Annotated in this window: 14 protein-coding genes; 8 read left to right on the forward strand and 6 right to left on the reverse strand. The window is 59.2% G+C overall.

The annotated features are described in order from the left end of the window. Nucleotides 1-74: 74 nt before the first annotated feature. Complete coding sequence (gene speB / locus Q1A51_RS09625) at nucleotides 75-1,031, reverse strand: agmatinase (protein ID WP_299596780.1); 957 nt, start codon at nucleotides 1,029-1,031, stop codon at nucleotides 75-77. Then, nucleotides 1,015-2,001, reverse strand: a complete 987-nt coding sequence (locus Q1A51_RS09630; RefSeq protein WP_299596777.1) for an acyl-CoA desaturase — start codon at nucleotides 1,999-2,001, stop codon at nucleotides 1,015-1,017. The genes speB and Q1A51_RS09630 overlap by 17 nt, the downstream gene beginning before the upstream one ends. A 105-nt stretch (nucleotides 2,002-2,106) precedes the next feature. Here Q1A51_RS09630 and guaB point away from each other — a divergent pair, with 105 nt between their 5' ends. The 3 genes from guaB (at nucleotide 2,107) to Q1A51_RS09645 (ending at nucleotide 7,220) form a co-directional block, all read left to right on the forward strand. Beyond that, nucleotides 2,107-3,555 (forward strand): IMP dehydrogenase, encoded by a 1,449-nt coding sequence (gene guaB, locus Q1A51_RS09635; protein ID WP_299198531.1) that lies wholly within the window; start codon nucleotides 2,107-2,109, stop codon nucleotides 3,553-3,555. Between the two features lie 44 nt (nucleotides 3,556-3,599). After that, nucleotides 3,600-4,760, forward strand: coding sequence for an RsmB/NOP family class I SAM-dependent RNA methyltransferase (locus Q1A51_RS09640; protein WP_299596772.1), 1,161 nt, complete (start codon nucleotides 3,600-3,602; stop codon nucleotides 4,758-4,760). Nucleotides 4,761-5,012: 252 nt separating this feature from the next. Next, a complete protein-coding gene (locus Q1A51_RS09645; protein WP_299599628.1) occupies nucleotides 5,013-7,220 on the forward strand; it encodes an ATP-binding protein in 2,208 nt (735 codons plus the stop codon). A gap of 5 nt (nucleotides 7,221-7,225) precedes the next feature. On the opposite strand, the gene Q1A51_RS09650 is transcribed toward Q1A51_RS09645, so the two are convergent. Further along, complete coding sequence (locus Q1A51_RS09650; RefSeq protein WP_299599627.1) at nucleotides 7,226-7,825, reverse strand: gamma-glutamyl kinase; 600 nt, start codon at nucleotides 7,823-7,825, stop codon at nucleotides 7,226-7,228. Nucleotides 7,826-8,023: 198 nt separating this feature from the next. On the opposite strand from Q1A51_RS09650, the gene recA reads away from it, so the two are divergent. The 4 genes from recA to Q1A51_RS09670 all read left to right on the forward strand — a co-directional run bounded on the left by recA (nucleotide 8,024) and on the right by Q1A51_RS09670 (nucleotide 13,027). After that, entirely contained in the window at nucleotides 8,024-9,103 is a 1,080-nt protein-coding gene (gene recA / locus Q1A51_RS09655; RefSeq protein WP_299198488.1) for a recombinase RecA, read from the forward strand. 169 nt (nucleotides 9,104-9,272) lie between these two features. Further along, nucleotides 9,273-11,960 carry an alanine--tRNA ligase gene (alaS, locus tag Q1A51_RS09660; protein ID WP_299596768.1) on the forward strand — a complete coding sequence of 896 codons (2,688 nt, stop codon included), beginning with the start codon at nucleotides 9,273-9,275 and terminating at the stop codon, nucleotides 11,958-11,960. Between the two features lies 1 nt (nucleotide 11,961). Next, complete coding sequence (locus Q1A51_RS09665; protein WP_299198442.1) at nucleotides 11,962-12,249, forward strand: DUF1330 domain-containing protein; 288 nt, start codon at nucleotides 11,962-11,964, stop codon at nucleotides 12,247-12,249. A 226-nt stretch (nucleotides 12,250-12,475) separates the two neighbouring features. Then, nucleotides 12,476-13,027 carry a hypothetical protein gene (locus tag Q1A51_RS09670; RefSeq protein ID WP_299596764.1) on the forward strand — a complete coding sequence of 184 codons (552 nt, stop codon included), beginning with the start codon at nucleotides 12,476-12,478 and terminating at the stop codon, nucleotides 13,025-13,027. A 38-nt stretch (nucleotides 13,028-13,065) separates the two neighbouring features. Here the strand turns inward: Q1A51_RS09670 and typA are convergent, their stop codons facing one another. The 3 genes from typA to Q1A51_RS09685 form a co-directional block, all read right to left on the reverse strand. Further along, entirely contained in the window at nucleotides 13,066-14,883 is a 1,818-nt protein-coding gene (gene typA / locus Q1A51_RS09675) for a translational GTPase TypA (RefSeq protein WP_299599626.1), read from the reverse strand. A gap of 127 nt (nucleotides 14,884-15,010) precedes the next feature. Beyond that, nucleotides 15,011-15,346, reverse strand: a complete 336-nt coding sequence (locus Q1A51_RS09680) for an SMR family transporter (protein ID WP_299198416.1) — start codon at nucleotides 15,344-15,346, stop codon at nucleotides 15,011-15,013. 11 nt (nucleotides 15,347-15,357) lie between these two features. Further along, entirely contained in the window at nucleotides 15,358-15,816 is a 459-nt protein-coding gene (locus Q1A51_RS09685; RefSeq protein WP_299596759.1) for an Lrp/AsnC family transcriptional regulator, read from the reverse strand. A gap of 114 nt (nucleotides 15,817-15,930) precedes the next feature. Here Q1A51_RS09685 and Q1A51_RS09690 point away from each other — a divergent pair, with 114 nt between their 5' ends. Next, nucleotides 15,931-16,137: a DUF6356 family protein gene (locus Q1A51_RS09690; protein WP_299596756.1), complete on the forward strand. Its 207-nt coding sequence runs from the start codon at nucleotides 15,931-15,933 to the stop codon at nucleotides 16,135-16,137. Nucleotide 16,138 lies beyond the last annotated feature (1 nt).

Raw genomic sequence — 16,138 nt, forward strand, 5'->3', positions numbered from 1 at the left:
CAGTTTTCGATCCTCTTCATCTTGCCAGATAAACTTCTGGGGGCCCGAAGGGCGGGGGCTGGCCCCCTTGCACGCTAGTGAGACGCGCGGGCGTGAAAGATGAAGCCCAACAGGTTCATCAAAACCTGTGCGGCCAGAATGGCGGTTGAGCCCGTTGGGTCGTAGTCGGGCGCCACTTCAACCAGATCAATTCCCACGATGTCGTGCCGTTTCGCCGCCGCTTGCAACATCTCCAGCACGTCATAGTACAGAAACCCGCCATGGCTTGGCGTGCCCGTGCCGGGCGCAATCGAGGGGCAGAAGGCATCGATGTCGATGGTGATGTAGAGACGCGCGCCCTCGGGGATGCGGTCAATCACTGTTTTGGGCCCAAGCGCGCGCGCCTGACGGACCGAGAGGATGTCCGAGCCCATCGCGCGCGCATCATCGTAGCCTTCCTTGGCGGTCGAGCTGACATTGCGGATGCCGACCTGCGTCAGCCCGGTCACATAGTCACACTCTGCCGCGCGTCGCATGGGGTTGCCGTGGCCATACCGCACGCCGTGGCGTTCATCGACAAAATCCAGGTGTGCATCGATCTGAAGAATGTGGATGTCGCCTTGCCCGTCAAAGGCCCGGATGCAGGGGATGTTGACCGAATGATCACCGCCAATGGTGACCGGCAGGGCACCTGCGGCCAAGGCGGCCCGCACACCGGCTTCAATGTTGGCGTGGCTGCCTTCCGTATCCGTGTGGATGATGTCCGCGTCGCCCATATCCACGATCCGCACGGTTTCGGGCAGGTAGGTCGCGTCATCCTCGTGATCGTAGGCCCCGGCATGGCCAAAGCTGAACAGCGTGGACGCCTCGCGCACCGCCCGCGGGCCGAACCGGGCGCCCGAACGCCATTGCGTTCCGGCATCAAAAGGCGCGCCAAGGATGGCTACGTCGGCATTGAGCGCTGTCCAATCCTCGGCATAGGGGCGTTTGCCGAAGGTCGATATGCCGACAAATGGCAGGTTCAGGCGGCCGGTATCATATGTATTTGTCATGGGGCTGGACCATGCCCGCGCTTTCGGTGCCGCTGCAAGCCCCGTTCTGCAGGCGGGTGAGGCCGGGCCGATCCGGTTCGTCACCGGGTGTTTTGACGTTCCATACCAAACCAAATGTCTCGAGCGTGGAGATAAGCCAGAACCCCGGGTCGATCTGACCTTTTTCGACGCCGAGGCGGGCGGAATAAGGGAAAGCGTGGTGATTGCCGTGCCAATTCTCTCCAAAGGTCACAAGGCCCCAGCCGGGTACGTTGAAACCCTGTACCGGCAGTCCTGCAACGACCCAACCCTGGTGTCCGCGCCGATGGGCGACATGGCCGATCCACCAATGGCCAACGAGAGAGGCAACAATACGCAGGCCGACGCCCCACAGCACCCAAGCCCATCCCCCAAAGGCAAAGAGCAATAGAGCGATAGGCAGGTTCTGCAGCCACCACATGCGCTCCATCCAGACATAGACGGGATCTTGGGCCACGCGCTGCTCGAGCACAAAGCGTGGGGGGCAGGCGAGGTCATAGCGACAGCAAAGTTGCCACCATGCGTCTTTCAGAAATCCGGCGCGATGCGCTGGATGTGCCGGACATGTGCGCTGACGTTGATGCCAGTCACGCATGTCGTGAGTCCGGATCATACCGATCGGACCGGCCATCCCGACACATGTGCCCAGCCAGACCAAAATGTATTCGATCAGACGATGCGTCTCGAAGCTGCGGTGGATCAGCAAACGGTGCATGCCCACGGAGTGGCCAGCGCAGACGGTGAGTGCGGTCAGCAGCAGAAAAACCACTGCCGCGTCCCACTGCGGAAACACCAGAACACCCACTATCCCCAAGACGCCATGGCCGGTGATCCACAGGGTTTTCGGTAGGTCAGTGCGGATCGTTCCACGCATGTTGCACGTGCCCGGCTCCGAGACGATGCGCTCGGTATCGCAAAGGGTGGGCATGCGGGACAGTTTTTCAGTGTGCATGAAGGGCAGCGTGGCGCGTTGAAATCTTGCGCGCAATAGGGCTTCCCATTTTTGCAGGTCCATGAAATAGGGAGGCGTCAAACGAACCCTCCCAAGGAGACCCCCATGGAGATTCGCGAGGCGCTCACCTTCGATGATGTTCTTCTGGTTCCGGCCGCGTCCAGCGTGCTGCCCACGACCGCTGACACCCGCACGCGGGTCACCCGCAGCATTGATCTGAATATCCCGCTGCTCAGCTCGGCCATGGACACAGTGACCGAGGGGCGCATGGCCATCGCCATGGCGCAGGCTGGCGGCATGGGGGTCGTGCACCGCAATCTGGATATCGCGGCACAGGCACAGGAGGTCCGCCGGGTGAAGCGGTTCGAAAGCGGAATCGTCTATAACCCCATCACGCTTAACGCCAATCAGACCCTCGCTGACGCGCGCGAGTTGTCCGAACGCTATGGGTTCTCCGGCTTCCCCGTCGTGGATGAAAACCGGCGCGTTGTCGGGATCGTGACCAATCGCGACATGCGCTTTGCCGAGAATGACAAGACGCCTGTATCGGTCATGATGACCACGAAAGATCTTGCCATCCTGCACGAACCTGCGGACCGGGACGAGGCGATCAGCCTGATGAAGGCGCGTCGGATCGAAAAGCTGCTGGTGACAGATGCTGAGGGCAAGCTGACGGGTCTGTTGACCCTCAAGGACACCGAAAAGGCCGTGTTGAACCCGACCGCCTGCAAGGACGATTTGGGGCGTTTGCGTGTGGCGGCGGCTTCGACCGTTGGGGACGCTGGCTTTGAACGGTCGCAAGCCCTGGTCGATGCCGGTGTCGACATGATCGTGATCGACACAGCCCACGGGCATTCCGAAGGTGTCGCCGAGGCGGTGCGCCGGGCCAAGAACCTGTCGAACGAGGTGCAGATTGTTGCGGGCAACGTTGCTACCGGTGAGGCCACACGCGCTTTGATCGACGCGGGCGCGGATGCCGTGAAAGTGGGTATCGGCCCCGGGTCGATCTGCACCACGCGGATGGTGGCGGGCGTGGGTGTACCCCAGCTGACCGCTATTATGGATTGTGCCGCTGCGGCGGGCGATGTGCCGGTTATTGCGGATGGCGGAATCAAGTTCTCAGGCGATTTCGCCAAGGCCATCGCGGCGGGCGCATCCTGCGCAATGGTGGGCAGCATGATCGCGGGGACAGACGAATCTCCGGGTGAGGTCATTCTGTACCAGGGCCGCAGCTTCAAATCCTATCGCGGCATGGGCAGCCTTGGCGCGATGGCGCGCGGGTCTGCCGACCGGTATTTCCAGAAGGACGCGGCCAGTGACAAGCTGGTGCCCGAAGGGATCGAGGGGCAAGTGCCCTACAAGGGATCGGCGGGGGCCGTCATCCACCAGTTGGTGGGTGGTTTGCGGGCTGCAATGGGCTACACCGGTTGCGCGACCGTCGATGAGATGCGGAAGAACTGCAATTTCGTGAAGATCACCGGCGCTGGCCTCAAGGAAAGCCATGTGCATGACGTACAGATCACGCGCGAGTCGCCGAACTATCGGGCTATGTGAGAAAACAAGGTGTTACGGTGTGAACATCATGTGATTTTGGCGCAATGACACCCGGTGCACGCGTCGCAGCGGCCATCGAAGTACTTGACGCCATCGACGCTGGACAACCGGCCGAAAAGGCACTGACCCGCTGGGCGCGTGCCAGTCGGTTTGCCGGTTCCAAGGATCGCGCGGCCATCCGTGATCACGTTTTTGATGTGCTGCGACACTGGCGTAGCGATGCTGCGCGCGGTGGCGCGGACAGCGGGCGCGCACGCATGATTGGGCGATTGCGCGACCAAGGCATTGACCCTGACACATTGTTTGATGGTCGAGGGTATGCGCCCGCACCTTTGTCCGATTTGGAGCGTGAAAGAAGCAAACCGCTTGATCCCCAGGGTGTCGCTTGGGATCTACCGGATTGGCTGGTTCCAATCTTTGAAAACAGTATTGGAGACGAGGCCGAACAGACCGCACGCGCCTTGACTGAACGTGCGCCCGTAACCCTCAGGGTCAACATGTCCAAATCCAGTGTTGCCGACGCTCAATTGGCGTTGAAAGAGGACGGTATTGAAACCATTGCCAATCCCCGCGCCGCGACGGCGCTGACAGTTACCGAAGGCGCGCGCCGTGTTCGGCACGCGCTGGCCTACGTAAACGGTCTTGTGGAGGTACAGGATGCGTCAAGCCAGGCTGCCGTTGCTGGTCTTGGCGCTCCCGGCAAGGCGCTGGACATGTGCGCCGGCGGTGGTGGCAAGGCGTTGGCTATGGCTGCGCTTGGCTGGTCTGTAACTGCCAGTGATGTTGATGCGGCTCGGATGAGCGATCTGCCCGCACGGGCTGCGCGCGGGGGGCATGATATCAAGATTTGTCCGTCCGGAGGTCTGGCATCCAGTCCGCCGTTTGATCTGGTGTTCGTCGATGCCCCTTGCTCGGGGTCTGGGACATGGCGGCGCGCGCCTGATGCGAAATGGGCACTGACCCAGGACCGTCTGGATGATCTGACACGTATTCAAAGCGAGATACTGGCCCAAGCTGCAGCGCTTGTCGTGCCGGGTGGAACGCTTCTGTATGCAACCTGTTCCGTGTTGCGTGAGGAAAATGCAGAGCAGGTGCAAAACTTCGTCGATGGGGCCGCAGACTTCAGCATAGATGCGACACAGCGTTGGGCTGTTGACGAGTGGGGCGATGGTTTCTTTGCTACCCACTTGACACGCGCTGGTTGAGAAGGGCTTACTCAACCTCAGGTTTATCGTGCTGGGATGTTTCGCCTTTGGCGTCACCTTCTGGATGCGCAGAAACGGACAGGGCTTAAGAGGCAGTTAACCGTTTTGGTCGCAGAAAGGCACAACGAATCGAGAGAGACGAGGTGCCTGGTGCCCGACAGTGTGGGATCGCCATTCAATTTGACACGGCCCGAAAAGGACGGCTCGCATCGGGCCATCAGCCTTCTGGGCGCGGCTGTATTGCTTGGCGTGATGGGCGTTCTTGCACCCGATCGTTTGATACAGATGGGCCTGTTGGCGGCTTCGCTGGCCGTAATGGGCCTTGGCTTTGCAGTCACGTTGCGGGCCCGAAAATCCCGATCGCGCCACGAAAGCACGATATCTTCCATCGCCGCCTTTATTGAAAAAGACGCGTCGCCCAGCTTTGTGTGCACAAGTGACGGCGAGGTGTTGCAAGCCAATGCGGCGGCGCGACAGACCTATGCCACCCGTAAGGGTGAGACGATGGCAGGCACGTTGCGCAATACCTTTGCGAACCCGGGTGGTATTTTGTTCCGGCTGAGGAAGCAGGCCGAGATTGATGGGGCGGCACGCGAGGATATCGTGACACGCAAAGGGCACATGCGCCTTGCTGTACACGAAATGGAAGACGACACGCTGCTTTGGCGGCTTGAGGCTGCGCCGGATACAGGACAAGGGCGCAGTGCCGACGGCCCTGGTTTGCCGATGCTGATGGTCGGTCGCACAGGTGCCGTTCTCTATATGAACGAAAGTGCCCGCAAACTTGTCGGTGGGCGGATCAAAACACTTGAAGCCGTTTTTGAACAGGTTCCAGTGAAATTGGGATCTGTGAACCCTTTGACGACGCCGGATGGTCCGGTTGACGTTCTTGTTACGCAGGTCGATGCGGGTGCGGGGCGCCGGGCCTATTATCTTCTGCCGCCGCCAACCGAAGGCGACGATGAGAAATCAGGCAGTTGGGCATCGCTTGAGGATTTGCCCGTGCCGCTGGTCCGGTTTTCGCCCGCCGGTGATGTGCGTGGCTTCAATCGCTGCGCATCCGAGTTGATCGGAAACGCGCTGGCCGAAGGCAAAAACATTTCGGATTTGATGGCTGGCCTGGGGCGTCCGATCAGCGATTGGCTCGAAGAAACGGTGTCGGGGCGGGCGGTTCAGCAATCGGAATTCCTGAGGTTAACGCGTTCGGACAAGGAAATGTTTGTTCAGGTCGCGCTCAATCGGATGAATGAAGATGGTGAAGTGTCCGTAATCGCTGTCCTTGCTGATGCGACCGAACTCAAGACACTTGAAGCGCAGTTCGTGCAGAGCCAGAAAATGCAGGCAATTGGTCAGCTGGCGGGCGGTGTTGCCCATGATTTCAACAATCTGCTCACCGCGATTTCGGGCCATTGTGATCTGCTGTTGCTACGTCATGACCAAGGCGACCCGGACTATAGCGACCTTGTGCAGATCAATCAGAATGCCAATCGCGCCGCTGCTCTTGTGGGCCAGTTGCTTGCGTTCTCTCGCAAGCAAACGCTGCGCCCGGAAGAGTTGGACCTGCGCGACACGATGTCGGACCTCACACATCTGCTGAACCGTTTGGTGGGCGAAAAGGTCACGTTGAACCTATCCCACGATCCAGTTTTGAAGCCCATCCGCGCCGACAAGCGACAATTGGAGCAGGTTTTGATGAACCTTGTCGTCAACGCGCGTGACGCCATGCCGGATGGCGGCGAAATACAGATCGAGACCGAGTGTATGACCTTGTCCGAGCCCCTGGAACGCGATCGGGTGAGTGTACCCGTTGGCGATTATGTGTGTCTGCGCGTCGTTGATCAGGGCGTGGGCATCTCCGCCGACAAGCTGCAAAAAGTGTTCGAACCGTTCTACACAACAAAGAAAACCGGGGAGGGCACTGGCTTGGGTCTTTCCACCGCCTACGGGATCGTAAAGCAGACAGGCGGGTTCATCTTTGTCGACAGCACGCCGGGGCAGGGCACGTGCTTTTCAATCATGTTCCCGGTCCTTGAAGTGACAACGACGAAAGCGCCAGCTGCGAAGGTGCCAACGCAAATGGCAGAGCCGAAACATGGCGATGGGGTGATTTTGCTGGTCGAGGACGAAGCACCGGTCCGCGCTTTCGCCAGTCGCGCCTTGCGGCTGCGCGGGTATACGGTGCTTGAGGCCGACTCGGCCGAGGCAGCCCTCAAGACATTGGAGGATGCGTCTCTGAACGTTGATCTTTTTGTGACGGATGTCGTTATGCCCGGAAAAGATGGCCCCTCCTGGGTACGAGAAGCGCTTCAGGAACGTCCGGATGTGCGCGTCGTCTTTGTCTCGGGTTACGCCGAAGATCGTCTGACGGATCAGCAGCGGGAGATTCCAAATTCGGTTTTCCTGCCGAAACCGTTTTCACTGAACGATCTCGCAGAGACTGTACACCAGCAGCTGCATTGAACGCGTCAGGTTGTCGGAATGCTCTCATAAAGGGCGAACTCTTCGGCAAATTTTCGGCGAAACCGTTTTTCCACGTCAGGTGACAAATCCAGCGCGCGTGCGGGCGAGACGTTTTCCTGTCCCAACTCAAAAGTCACGCCAAGCCGTTCCGTCAGGAACGTTTGCAATCGCTGTTGGTCCTCGTATCGAAACAGATGTGTTACACCTGTGCCGTTCGGCTGGCGTTCAAGAAATTTGTATTGGCTTCCGACGTCTGCGAACGGTGGTTTGTTGCCCTTCATGTAGGCGAGCACAAAGTCGTCAAAGCTGATATCGTGGGTGGCATTTGGTTTGCCTGCCATAAACGGACGTTGCCGATATCTCCACCAACTGCCCAACCAACTTATCGGGTCTCGCATAACGGCCATGACATCCAGGTCGACATCGCAGACATTGAGAAACATGGGGCGGATGAATCGGTTGTAACGGTAAACCGGCGCATGTTTCAGCGCGGGAGGCTCGGAAATGATCAGGTCCGCATGCGGCGCCAGCGCGGTTTCATAGGCCGACGTGCCCGTTTTGGGCACGGCTAGAAACGCCAGCTTTGCCTTGTAAAACACCAGCATTTCCTGCCCCGTTCTGCTTTTCTTCATCTTTGCTTTGGCGCGTAAACTACTCCTTAACCCGTGCCGGCAAAAGGTAGTTACGTAGAAATTTATTGAAATGTTCCCGATTTGATCTCATAAGGAACACAAGGAGAACATCGAAGCAGCCTCGGCAGTGATTGCCGCCCCCCGGCGGGTATGACACAAAGGACCAAAGCAATGGCAACGGCAGACCTTTTGACAATGACAGACAAGAAATCGGCAGACAAACAAAAGGCGCTCGACAGCGCACTGGCCCAGATCGAACGTCAGTTCGGCAAGGGGTCGATCATGAAGCTGGGTGACGAGAACGCCATTCAGGACATCAAGGCCAGCTCGACCGGCTCGCTTGGCCTCGACATCGCGCTTGGCATAGGCGGCTTGCCCATGGGGCGCATCGTCGAGATCTATGGCCCTGAATCGTCAGGTAAAACCACGCTGACCCTGCATTGCGTGGCTGAACAGCAAAAACAGGGCGGTGTCTGTGCCTTTGTCGATGCCGAACACGCGCTGGACCCGCAATATGCCAAGAAACTGGGCGTAAACATTGATGAGCTGCTGATCTCGCAGCCGGACACCGGTGAACAAGCGCTTGAGATCACTGATACGCTGGTGCGTTCCGGCGCCGTGAACATGGTGGTTGTTGATTCTGTTGCTGCTCTGACGCCGAAGTCAGAACTCGAGGGCGACATGGGTGACAGCAGCGTTGGCGTGCAAGCCCGCCTGATGAGTCAGGCGATGCGCAAGCTGACCGGGTCGATCAGCCGTTCCAACTGCATGGTGATCTTCATCAACCAGATCCGCATGAAAATCGGCGTCATGTTCGGCTCGCCCGAAACGACGACGGGCGGCAATGCGCTGAAATTCTACTCCTCCGTCCGGCTCGATATCCGTCGTATCGGCGCGCTTAAGGATCGTGATGAGGTTGTCGGCAACGCGACGCGCGTCAAGGTTGTTAAGAACAAGGTGGCACCGCCCTTCAAGCAGGTGGAATTCGACATCATGTATGGCGAAGGCATCTCGAAAATGGGCGAACTGCTCGACCTTGGAGTAAAGGCTGGCGTGGTCGAGAAATCGGGCTCCTGGTTCAGCTATGGGGATGAGCGGATCGGGCAGGGGCGTGAGAACGCCAAGACCTTCCTGAAGGAAAACGGCCGTATCGCCTATGACATCGAAGACAAAATCCGAGCGGCGCATGGGCTCGACTTCGATATGCCCAAGCATGAGCAGGTCGAGGACGACGATATCCTCGAGGCCTGATCGGTCGGGCACAGGGGACCGGGCCCAGAACATCCCCGGCGCGCCAGACGTGGTGCGGACAATATCCGGAACGGGGTGTCGCGACGGCGGCGCCCCGTTTCGTTTGTGGACACTGTCCGCCCTCGGGGCTATGTCAGGGCAACTGATCTGACGCCCCGGGACCATGCCCATGCCATCGCTCAATGACATCCGTTCGACCTTTCTGAATTACTTTGAAAAACAAGGGCATGCCGTTGTGCCTTCCAGCCCGCTGGTGCCGCGCAACGATCCTACGTTGATGTTCGTGAACTCGGGCATGGTGCAGTTCAAGAACCTGTTCACGGGGCTTGAGCGTCGCGACTATACTAGGGCAACAACAGCGCAGAAATGTGTGCGCGCCGGGGGCAAACACAATGACCTCGACAATGTGGGTTACACCGCCCGCCACCACACGTTCTTCGAGATGCTGGGGAACTTCAGTTTCGGCGATTATTTCAAGCACGAAGCGATCCCGTTCGCATGGAACCTGATCACCGGTGAGTTCGGAATTCCCAAGGATCGCCTTTATGTCACCGTGTATCACACCGATGATGAAGCGTTTGAGATCTGGAAGAAGGTTGGCGTGCCCGAGGACCGGATCATCCGCATCGCGACCTCCGACAACTTCTGGCAGATGGGGCCGACCGGTCCCTGCGGTCCGTGTACCGAGATTTTCTATGATCACGGCGACCACATCTGGGGTGGCCCGCCCGGCAGCCCGGAGGAGGATGGCGACCGCTTTATCGAGATCTGGAACATCGTTTTCATGCAGAACGAGCAGTTCGAAGATGGGTCTATGATCGATCTTGAGATGCAGTCCATCGATACCGGTATGGGGCTGGAGCGCATTGGGGCGTTGCTTCAAGGCAGTCACGACAACTACGACACAGACCTGTTCAAGTCGCTGATCGAAGCCTCCGCAGATGTGACGGGCGTTGATCCCTATGGCGACCAGAACGTGCATCACCGGGTGATTGCAGATCACTTGCGCTCGACCTCGTTCCTGATTGCGGACGGCGTGATGCCGTCGAATGACGGGCGCGGATACGTGCTGCGCCGGATCATGCGCCGCGCGATGCGGCATGCGCACCTTTTGGGGGCCAAGGACCCGGTCATGTACCGGCTGGTGCCTGCCCTGGTGCAGCAGATGGGCGCGGCTTATCCGGAATTGGGTCAGGCGCAGGCGTTGATCACGGAAACGCTTCAAGCCGAGGAAACCCGGTTCAAGCAAACACTCGACCGAGGGCTGAAGCTGCTGGATGATGAGGTCGCCGGGCTGGCCGATGATGCTGATCTGCCCGGAGCCGCAGCGTTCAAACTCTATGACACCTATGGTTTCCCGCTTGATCTGACGCAGGATGCCTTGCGTGAAAAGGGACGTGGGGTGGACACGGAAGGCTTTGATGCCGCCATGGCCGAGCAAAAGGCCAAGGCCCGTGCCGCGTGGTCGGGATCTGGCGAAGCTGCGGATGCGACCGTCTGGTTCGACGTGGCAGATAGTCACGCCGCCACCGATTTCTTGGGCTATGACACCGAAATCGCTGAAGGGGTGGTGCTTGCCATTGTCAGTGAGGGTGCTGAAGTCCCATCACTGGATGTCGATGGAGGCGGTGCCTGGGTCGTCTTCAATCAGACCCCGTTTTACGCGGAATCGGGTGGGCAGGTTGCCGACCATGGGCATGTGCGGATCGTCGAAGGAAGCCAGGAAGAATACGAGACTCGATTTTCCGGACATGTAAGCGACGTGCAAAAGCGGGCTGGCGGGCTTTATGCTCACTACGTCAGGGTGGACAGCGGTCAACTGGCTGTTGGTGATCCCGTTCGGCTCGAGGTTGATCACGCGCGGCGCACGACAATCCGTGCAAACCACTCGGCCACGCACCTGCTGCATGAAGCGCTCCGGAATGCGCTTGGGGATCACGTGGCGCAGCGCGGCTCGCTCAATGCGCCGGATCGCCTGCGTTTCGACTTTAGCCATGGCAAGGCGATGAGCCTTGAAGAATTGAACACGGTCGAGGCTGAGGTAAACGCCTATATCCGCCAGAACGCACCGGTCGAGACCCGGATCATGACGCCCGATGATGCGCGTGACCTGGGAGCGCAAGCGCTGTTCGGCGAAAAGTACGGTGATGAGGTGCGTGTGGTGTCCATGGGCACCGAAGCCGGATCGGGCAAAGGCATCAGCGGCGATACCTATTCGCTTGAATTGTGCGGCGGAACGCATGTGCGCCAAACGGGCGATATCGGGGCTTTTGTCACGTTGGGTGACAGCGCGTCCAGCGCCGGTGTGCGCCGGATCGAGGCGCTGACGGGGCAGGCCGCGATGAAACACTTGCGTGATCAAGAAGGTCTCTTGGCTCGAACCGCCACCGAACTGAAAGCGCAGGCACAGGACGTGCCGGCCCGCGTCAAGGCGCTCATGGACGAACGCAAGGCGCTGGCTGCCGAAGTGGCGCAGCTGCGCCGTGATCTCGCGATGGCGGGTGGCGGGCAAGCCGCGCCCGAAGCTGAGGATGTGAACGGAACACCGTTCCTCGCGCAGGTGCTGAGCGGTGTGACAGGCCGTGATCTGCCTGCGCTGATTGACGAGCACAAAAGCCGCATGGGCACCGGCGCGATCCTTTTGATCGCGGATGCAGATGGCAAAGTGGCCGTGGCTGCTGGTGTCACGCAGGACAAGACTGACAGCGTGAACGCTGTGGATCTGGTCAAGGCTGCCGTGGTGGAGCTGGGTGGCAAGGGCGGTGGTGGTCGCCCGGACATGGCCCAGGGCGGGGCCAAGGATGCAGCAAATGCCGACGCGGCCATCGCGGCTGCCAAGGCGGTCATGGGAGGATAAGATGCCAGCACTCTGGATTGCACATGTCACGGTGACGGACGAAGAGGCATACAAGAAATATGCAGCAGGCGCGACGGTCGCTATCGCCAACCATGGCGGCACCTTCATCGCCCGGGGCGGGCGTTACGTGCAGCTGGAAGGCAAGGACCGGCCCCGCAATGTCGTGGCCCGGTTCCCCGATGTCGAAACGGCCGAGCGGTGCTACCATTCCGACGCGTATCAAGCCGCACTTGAACATGCGCGCGGCGCATCGGAACGCGAACTCTTGATTGTCGAAACGACTGAGTAGCCATTTGTCGGCGTGCACCATCATTTCCAACGTCTGACAGAAATCCCGAAAGGCGAGTTTTTCGACTCACGCTTGTGTGATATAGTGCATCTCATGGCGCAATTGTCGCGTCGTTGATCGTTGGGACGGGGGTTGTGCCCCGCGCGACATCTCGCCCCTGAATTCAAACATGCACTTCTTTTGCGCCCCACGGGGCGTTTGTGCCCATTTCTGGGAGGAATTCTTTATGTCTTTGGCAAATCTAAACGTTTGGGTGACCGCCCTTGATGATCCATGCAAGATCAGCAGCCGCACCTGGTACATCAACATCTACAACTGCGATGGATCGATCCTGCGCTGGTGCGACCGGGAATATGCCGTCATTCCCGCGCCTTGTGGCCATCGCAGCATTCGCGTGCCCCCTGGGTGCTATCGGATCAACGCGGTCTGGAGTTTCCGCATCGGTGATGGATTTTATTACGTCAATCATTTCACCGACAGCGCGGTGGTTCAGGCGTGCTGTGACCAACATCAATGCGTCACGCTGTTCAACCCAAGCGCACATCGGTGCGGGCGCATCTTTTTGGCTGCGGTTCAGGACGCCGTACAACAAGAGGCGATTCCGAACGACGCGGCACAATTGGCAGAGGACGGGATCGAACAGGTGCTCAAACACATTCCGCGTCCGGCACGGCCGTTCGAGTTGGGTCATCTGGACGAGATCGAGAAGCGCGTGCGTGCTGCCGAAGAGAAAGGTGGCGATAAAGACGACACCGGCGTTTTCCCGTTTGACGACTGATCACCGACTAAGGGAGGGCGGTGTGTCCGCCTTCCTGATCAGCTGGCCCTCGCCATCCGCTTGCGTTCGTGCGGGTCCAGATATCGCTTGCGCAACCGCACGGCATTCGGCGTGACTTCGACCAGTTCATCGTCGTCGATGTAAGCGATTGCTTCTTCCAGTGACATGGTGATCGGTGTCGTCAGACGCACCGCTTCGTCCGTGCCCGAGGCACGCACGTTGGTCAACTTCTTGCCCTTCAGTGGATTCACTTCCAGGTCGTTGTCGCGGCTGTGTTCACCAATGATCATGCCGGTATAGACGTCGGCTTGCGCCCCGATGAACATGCGGCCCCGCTCTTCGAGGTTCCAGAGGGCGAACGCGACGGATTGGCCGTTTTCCATCGAGATCAAGACGCCAGCGCGACGGCCCGGGATCGGCCCCTTGTGGGGCGCCCACTCGTGGAACACGCGGTTCAGCACGCCGGTGCCGCGCGTGTCGGTCAGAAATTCGCCGTGATAGCCGATCAACCCGCGCGACGGCACATGGGCCACGATGCGGGTCTTGCCGGCGCCGGCCGGTTTCATCTCGACCAGATTGCCCTTGCGCACGCCGGTCAGCTTTTCGATGACCGCGCCTGAGTATTCATCATCCACGTCAATCGTGGCTTCTTCGATCGGTTCGTGCCGGACGCCGTCGATCTCTTGAAACAGAACCTGCGGGCGCGAAATGCTGAGTTCAAATCCTTCGCGGCGCATGTTTTCGATCAGGACACCCATCTGCAATTCGCCGCGGCCCGCAACTTCGAAGGCGTCGCCGCCCGGTGTGTCGGTGATCTTGATGGCAACGTTCGATTCCGCTTCTTTCATCAGGCGGTCACGGATCACACGTGATTGCACCTTCTTGCCGTCGCGACCGGCCATGGGCGAGTCGTTGATGCCAAAGGTGACGGTGATGGTTGGTGGATCGATGGGTTGTGCGGGCAGGGCCTCGCTCACGGATGTCGCAACGATACTGTCGGCCACGGTCGCCTTTGACATGCCTGCAAGCGTGACGATATCGCCCGCCTCGGCCAGATCGATAGGCTGCTGGCCCAGCCCGCGGAAGGCGAGGATTTTTGTGCAGCGGAAGTTTTCGATCAACGTGCCATCGCGGCTGAGAGCCTTGACGGTTTCGCCCGCTTTCAAGGTTCCGGATTCGACACGGCCCGTCAGGATACGGCCAATGAACGGGTCCGATCCCAAAGTGGTCGCCAGCATGCGGAAGGGTTCGTCCTTGGCTGCGACTTGTGCCGGGGCAGGGACGTGATCCACGATCAGATCAAACAGCGCCGAAAGGTCCTTGCGCGGGCCATCTAGCTCCATGTCTGCCCAACCTGAGCGGCCCGAAGCGTACATCGCCGGGAAATCAAGCTGGTCATCATCCGCACCAAGGTTGGCAAAGAGGTCAAAGCATTCGTCAAGCGCGCGGTCCGGCTCTCCATCGGGTTTGTCGACCTTGTTCAGAACGACAATGGGGCGCAGGCCCAGCGCCAAGGCCTTGGAGGTTACGAACTTGGTCTGCGGCATCGGCCCTTCGGCCGCATCCACCAGCAGCACAACACCATCGACCATGGACAGAATACGCTCAACCTCACCGCCGAAATCGGCGTGGCCGGGCGTGTCCACGATGTTGATGCGCGTGCCCTTCCATTCGACGGATGTCGCCTTGGCCAGGATGGTGATCCCGCGCTCGCGCTCGAGGTCATTGCTGTCCATGGCCCGTTCGGTTGTGGCCTGGTTGTCGCGGTATGTGCCGGACTGTTTCAGCAATTCGTCCACAAGCGTGGTCTTGCCGTGGTCGACGTGGGCGATGATGGCGATGTTGCGCAGATCCATATCTGTCCTCAAGTAGCGAAGCGGTAGGACATAGATGTCCGATGTTGGCGACACGGTCTTGAGTGACAGTGCGCCCGTTGCCCGGCCCATATAGCGCCGCAATGCAGAATGAAAGGGTCAAAGACCCCTAGTGTGTCGCCGTTGTAGAGAAGAGCTGAATCACCACAATCCCTGTGATGATCAATCCCAGTCCAAGCACGGCAGCCAGATCAAGGACCTGCCCAAACACCGCAAAGCCGATCAAAGCGATCAGAACGATCCCCAGCCCAGACCAGAGGGCATAGGCAATACCGACGGGGATGTATTTCAGCGCAATGCCCAGAAAGTAAAACGCCACCCCATAGGCCAGAACGACCAGCAGCGTTGGACCCATCCGCGTGAACTGGTTGCTGGCTTGCAGGGCGGTGGTACCGATCGTCTCGGCAGCGACGGCCAGAACAAGGTAAACATAGTGAAGGGGCATTGGCGTGTCTTTCAGATGGGCAGCGCTGTGCTGTCCTTGATCTCTTCCATAACGAAGCTGGCCGACACGTCTGCAATGGGCACGTGGTGGATCAGCTGTTGGTACAGGTCATCATAACCCGCCATGTCTGATACGCGCGCCCGGATCAAATAGTCCAGATCACCGGTCATCCGGTAAACGCTCAGAATGCCGGGAATCGCCTGGACAGCCCTGTTGAACCGCTGCTGCCAGTCGGGGTCGTGGCTTTGTGTGCGGATTTGCATGAACACCATCAGGCTCAGACCGACGGCCGTCGGATCCAGCAATGCCACCCGTCCCTTGACCGCGCCACTGTCTTCGAGCGCCCGTACACGTCGCCAGCATGCATTCCGGCTGAGGCCAACCCGTTCCCCGAGCGTTTCAAGTGAAACACCCGCGTCCTGCTGCAACTCGCGCAGGATTCGCATGTCGATGTCATCAAATGTCTTCATAACCCTTATGTTGGTGGGAGCATGTCACAACACAAGGGGCCGGACGGGGTCAAATTGGGAAAAAAGTATGCCTACACCAGCATAGGATGATCGAAACCAATTCAGGAGTTTCAGATGCTGACCCGTATGTTTCTGTCCCATCCCCGCAGCGTGGATGAAAGCTATGCCCAACATGCTGTTTTCGCGGGCGGATTTGCTGTCCGTTTGTTTCTGGCCAGCGGTGCGGCGCTGATCCACGCTGTGATCCCCTGCCTGTTCGAAAAAACAGCAAGCAACATGATCGCTGGGATGTATGCCAAGACCCACAATCGCGGTCGTTGAT

Source organism: uncultured Tateyamaria sp. (genome assembly GCF_947496075.1).
Lineage (GTDB): Bacteria > Pseudomonadota > Alphaproteobacteria > Rhodobacterales > Rhodobacteraceae > Tateyamaria.

What these genes read in the sequence shown, in the direction of transcription:
- speB (WP_299596780.1), bottom strand. Translation starts at nt 1,031, where the DNA reads ATGACAAATACATATGATACCGGCCGCCTGAACCTGCCATTTGTCGGC.
- alaS (WP_299596768.1), top strand. Translation starts at nt 9,273, where the DNA reads ATGCCATCGCTCAATGACATCCGTTCGACCTTTCTGAATTACTTTGAA.
- Q1A51_RS09690 (WP_299596756.1), top strand. Translation starts at nt 15,931, where the DNA reads ATGCTGACCCGTATGTTTCTGTCCCATCCCCGCAGCGTGGATGAAAGC.
- guaB (WP_299198531.1), top strand. Translation starts at nt 2,107, where the DNA reads ATGGAGATTCGCGAGGCGCTCACCTTCGATGATGTTCTTCTGGTTCCG.
- Q1A51_RS09650 (WP_299599627.1), bottom strand. Translation starts at nt 7,825, where the DNA reads ATGCTGGTGTTTTACAAGGCAAAGCTGGCGTTTCTAGCCGTGCCCAAA.
- typA (WP_299599626.1), bottom strand. Translation starts at nt 14,883, where the DNA reads ATGGATCTGCGCAACATCGCCATCATCGCCCACGTCGACCACGGCAAG.
- Q1A51_RS09665 (WP_299198442.1), top strand. Translation starts at nt 11,962, where the DNA reads ATGCCAGCACTCTGGATTGCACATGTCACGGTGACGGACGAAGAGGCA.
- Q1A51_RS09640 (WP_299596772.1), top strand. Translation starts at nt 3,600, where the DNA reads ATGACACCCGGTGCACGCGTCGCAGCGGCCATCGAAGTACTTGACGCC.
- Q1A51_RS09680 (WP_299198416.1), bottom strand. Translation starts at nt 15,346, where the DNA reads ATGCCCCTTCACTATGTTTACCTTGTTCTGGCCGTCGCTGCCGAGACG.
- Q1A51_RS09630 (WP_299596777.1), bottom strand. Translation starts at nt 2,001, where the DNA reads ATGCACACTGAAAAACTGTCCCGCATGCCCACCCTTTGCGATACCGAG.
- recA (WP_299198488.1), top strand. Translation starts at nt 8,024, where the DNA reads ATGGCAACGGCAGACCTTTTGACAATGACAGACAAGAAATCGGCAGAC.
- Q1A51_RS09645 (WP_299599628.1), top strand. Translation starts at nt 5,013, where the DNA reads ATGGGCGTTCTTGCACCCGATCGTTTGATACAGATGGGCCTGTTGGCG.
- Q1A51_RS09685 (WP_299596759.1), bottom strand. Translation starts at nt 15,816, where the DNA reads ATGAAGACATTTGATGACATCGACATGCGAATCCTGCGCGAGTTGCAG.
- Q1A51_RS09670 (WP_299596764.1), top strand. Translation starts at nt 12,476, where the DNA reads ATGTCTTTGGCAAATCTAAACGTTTGGGTGACCGCCCTTGATGATCCA.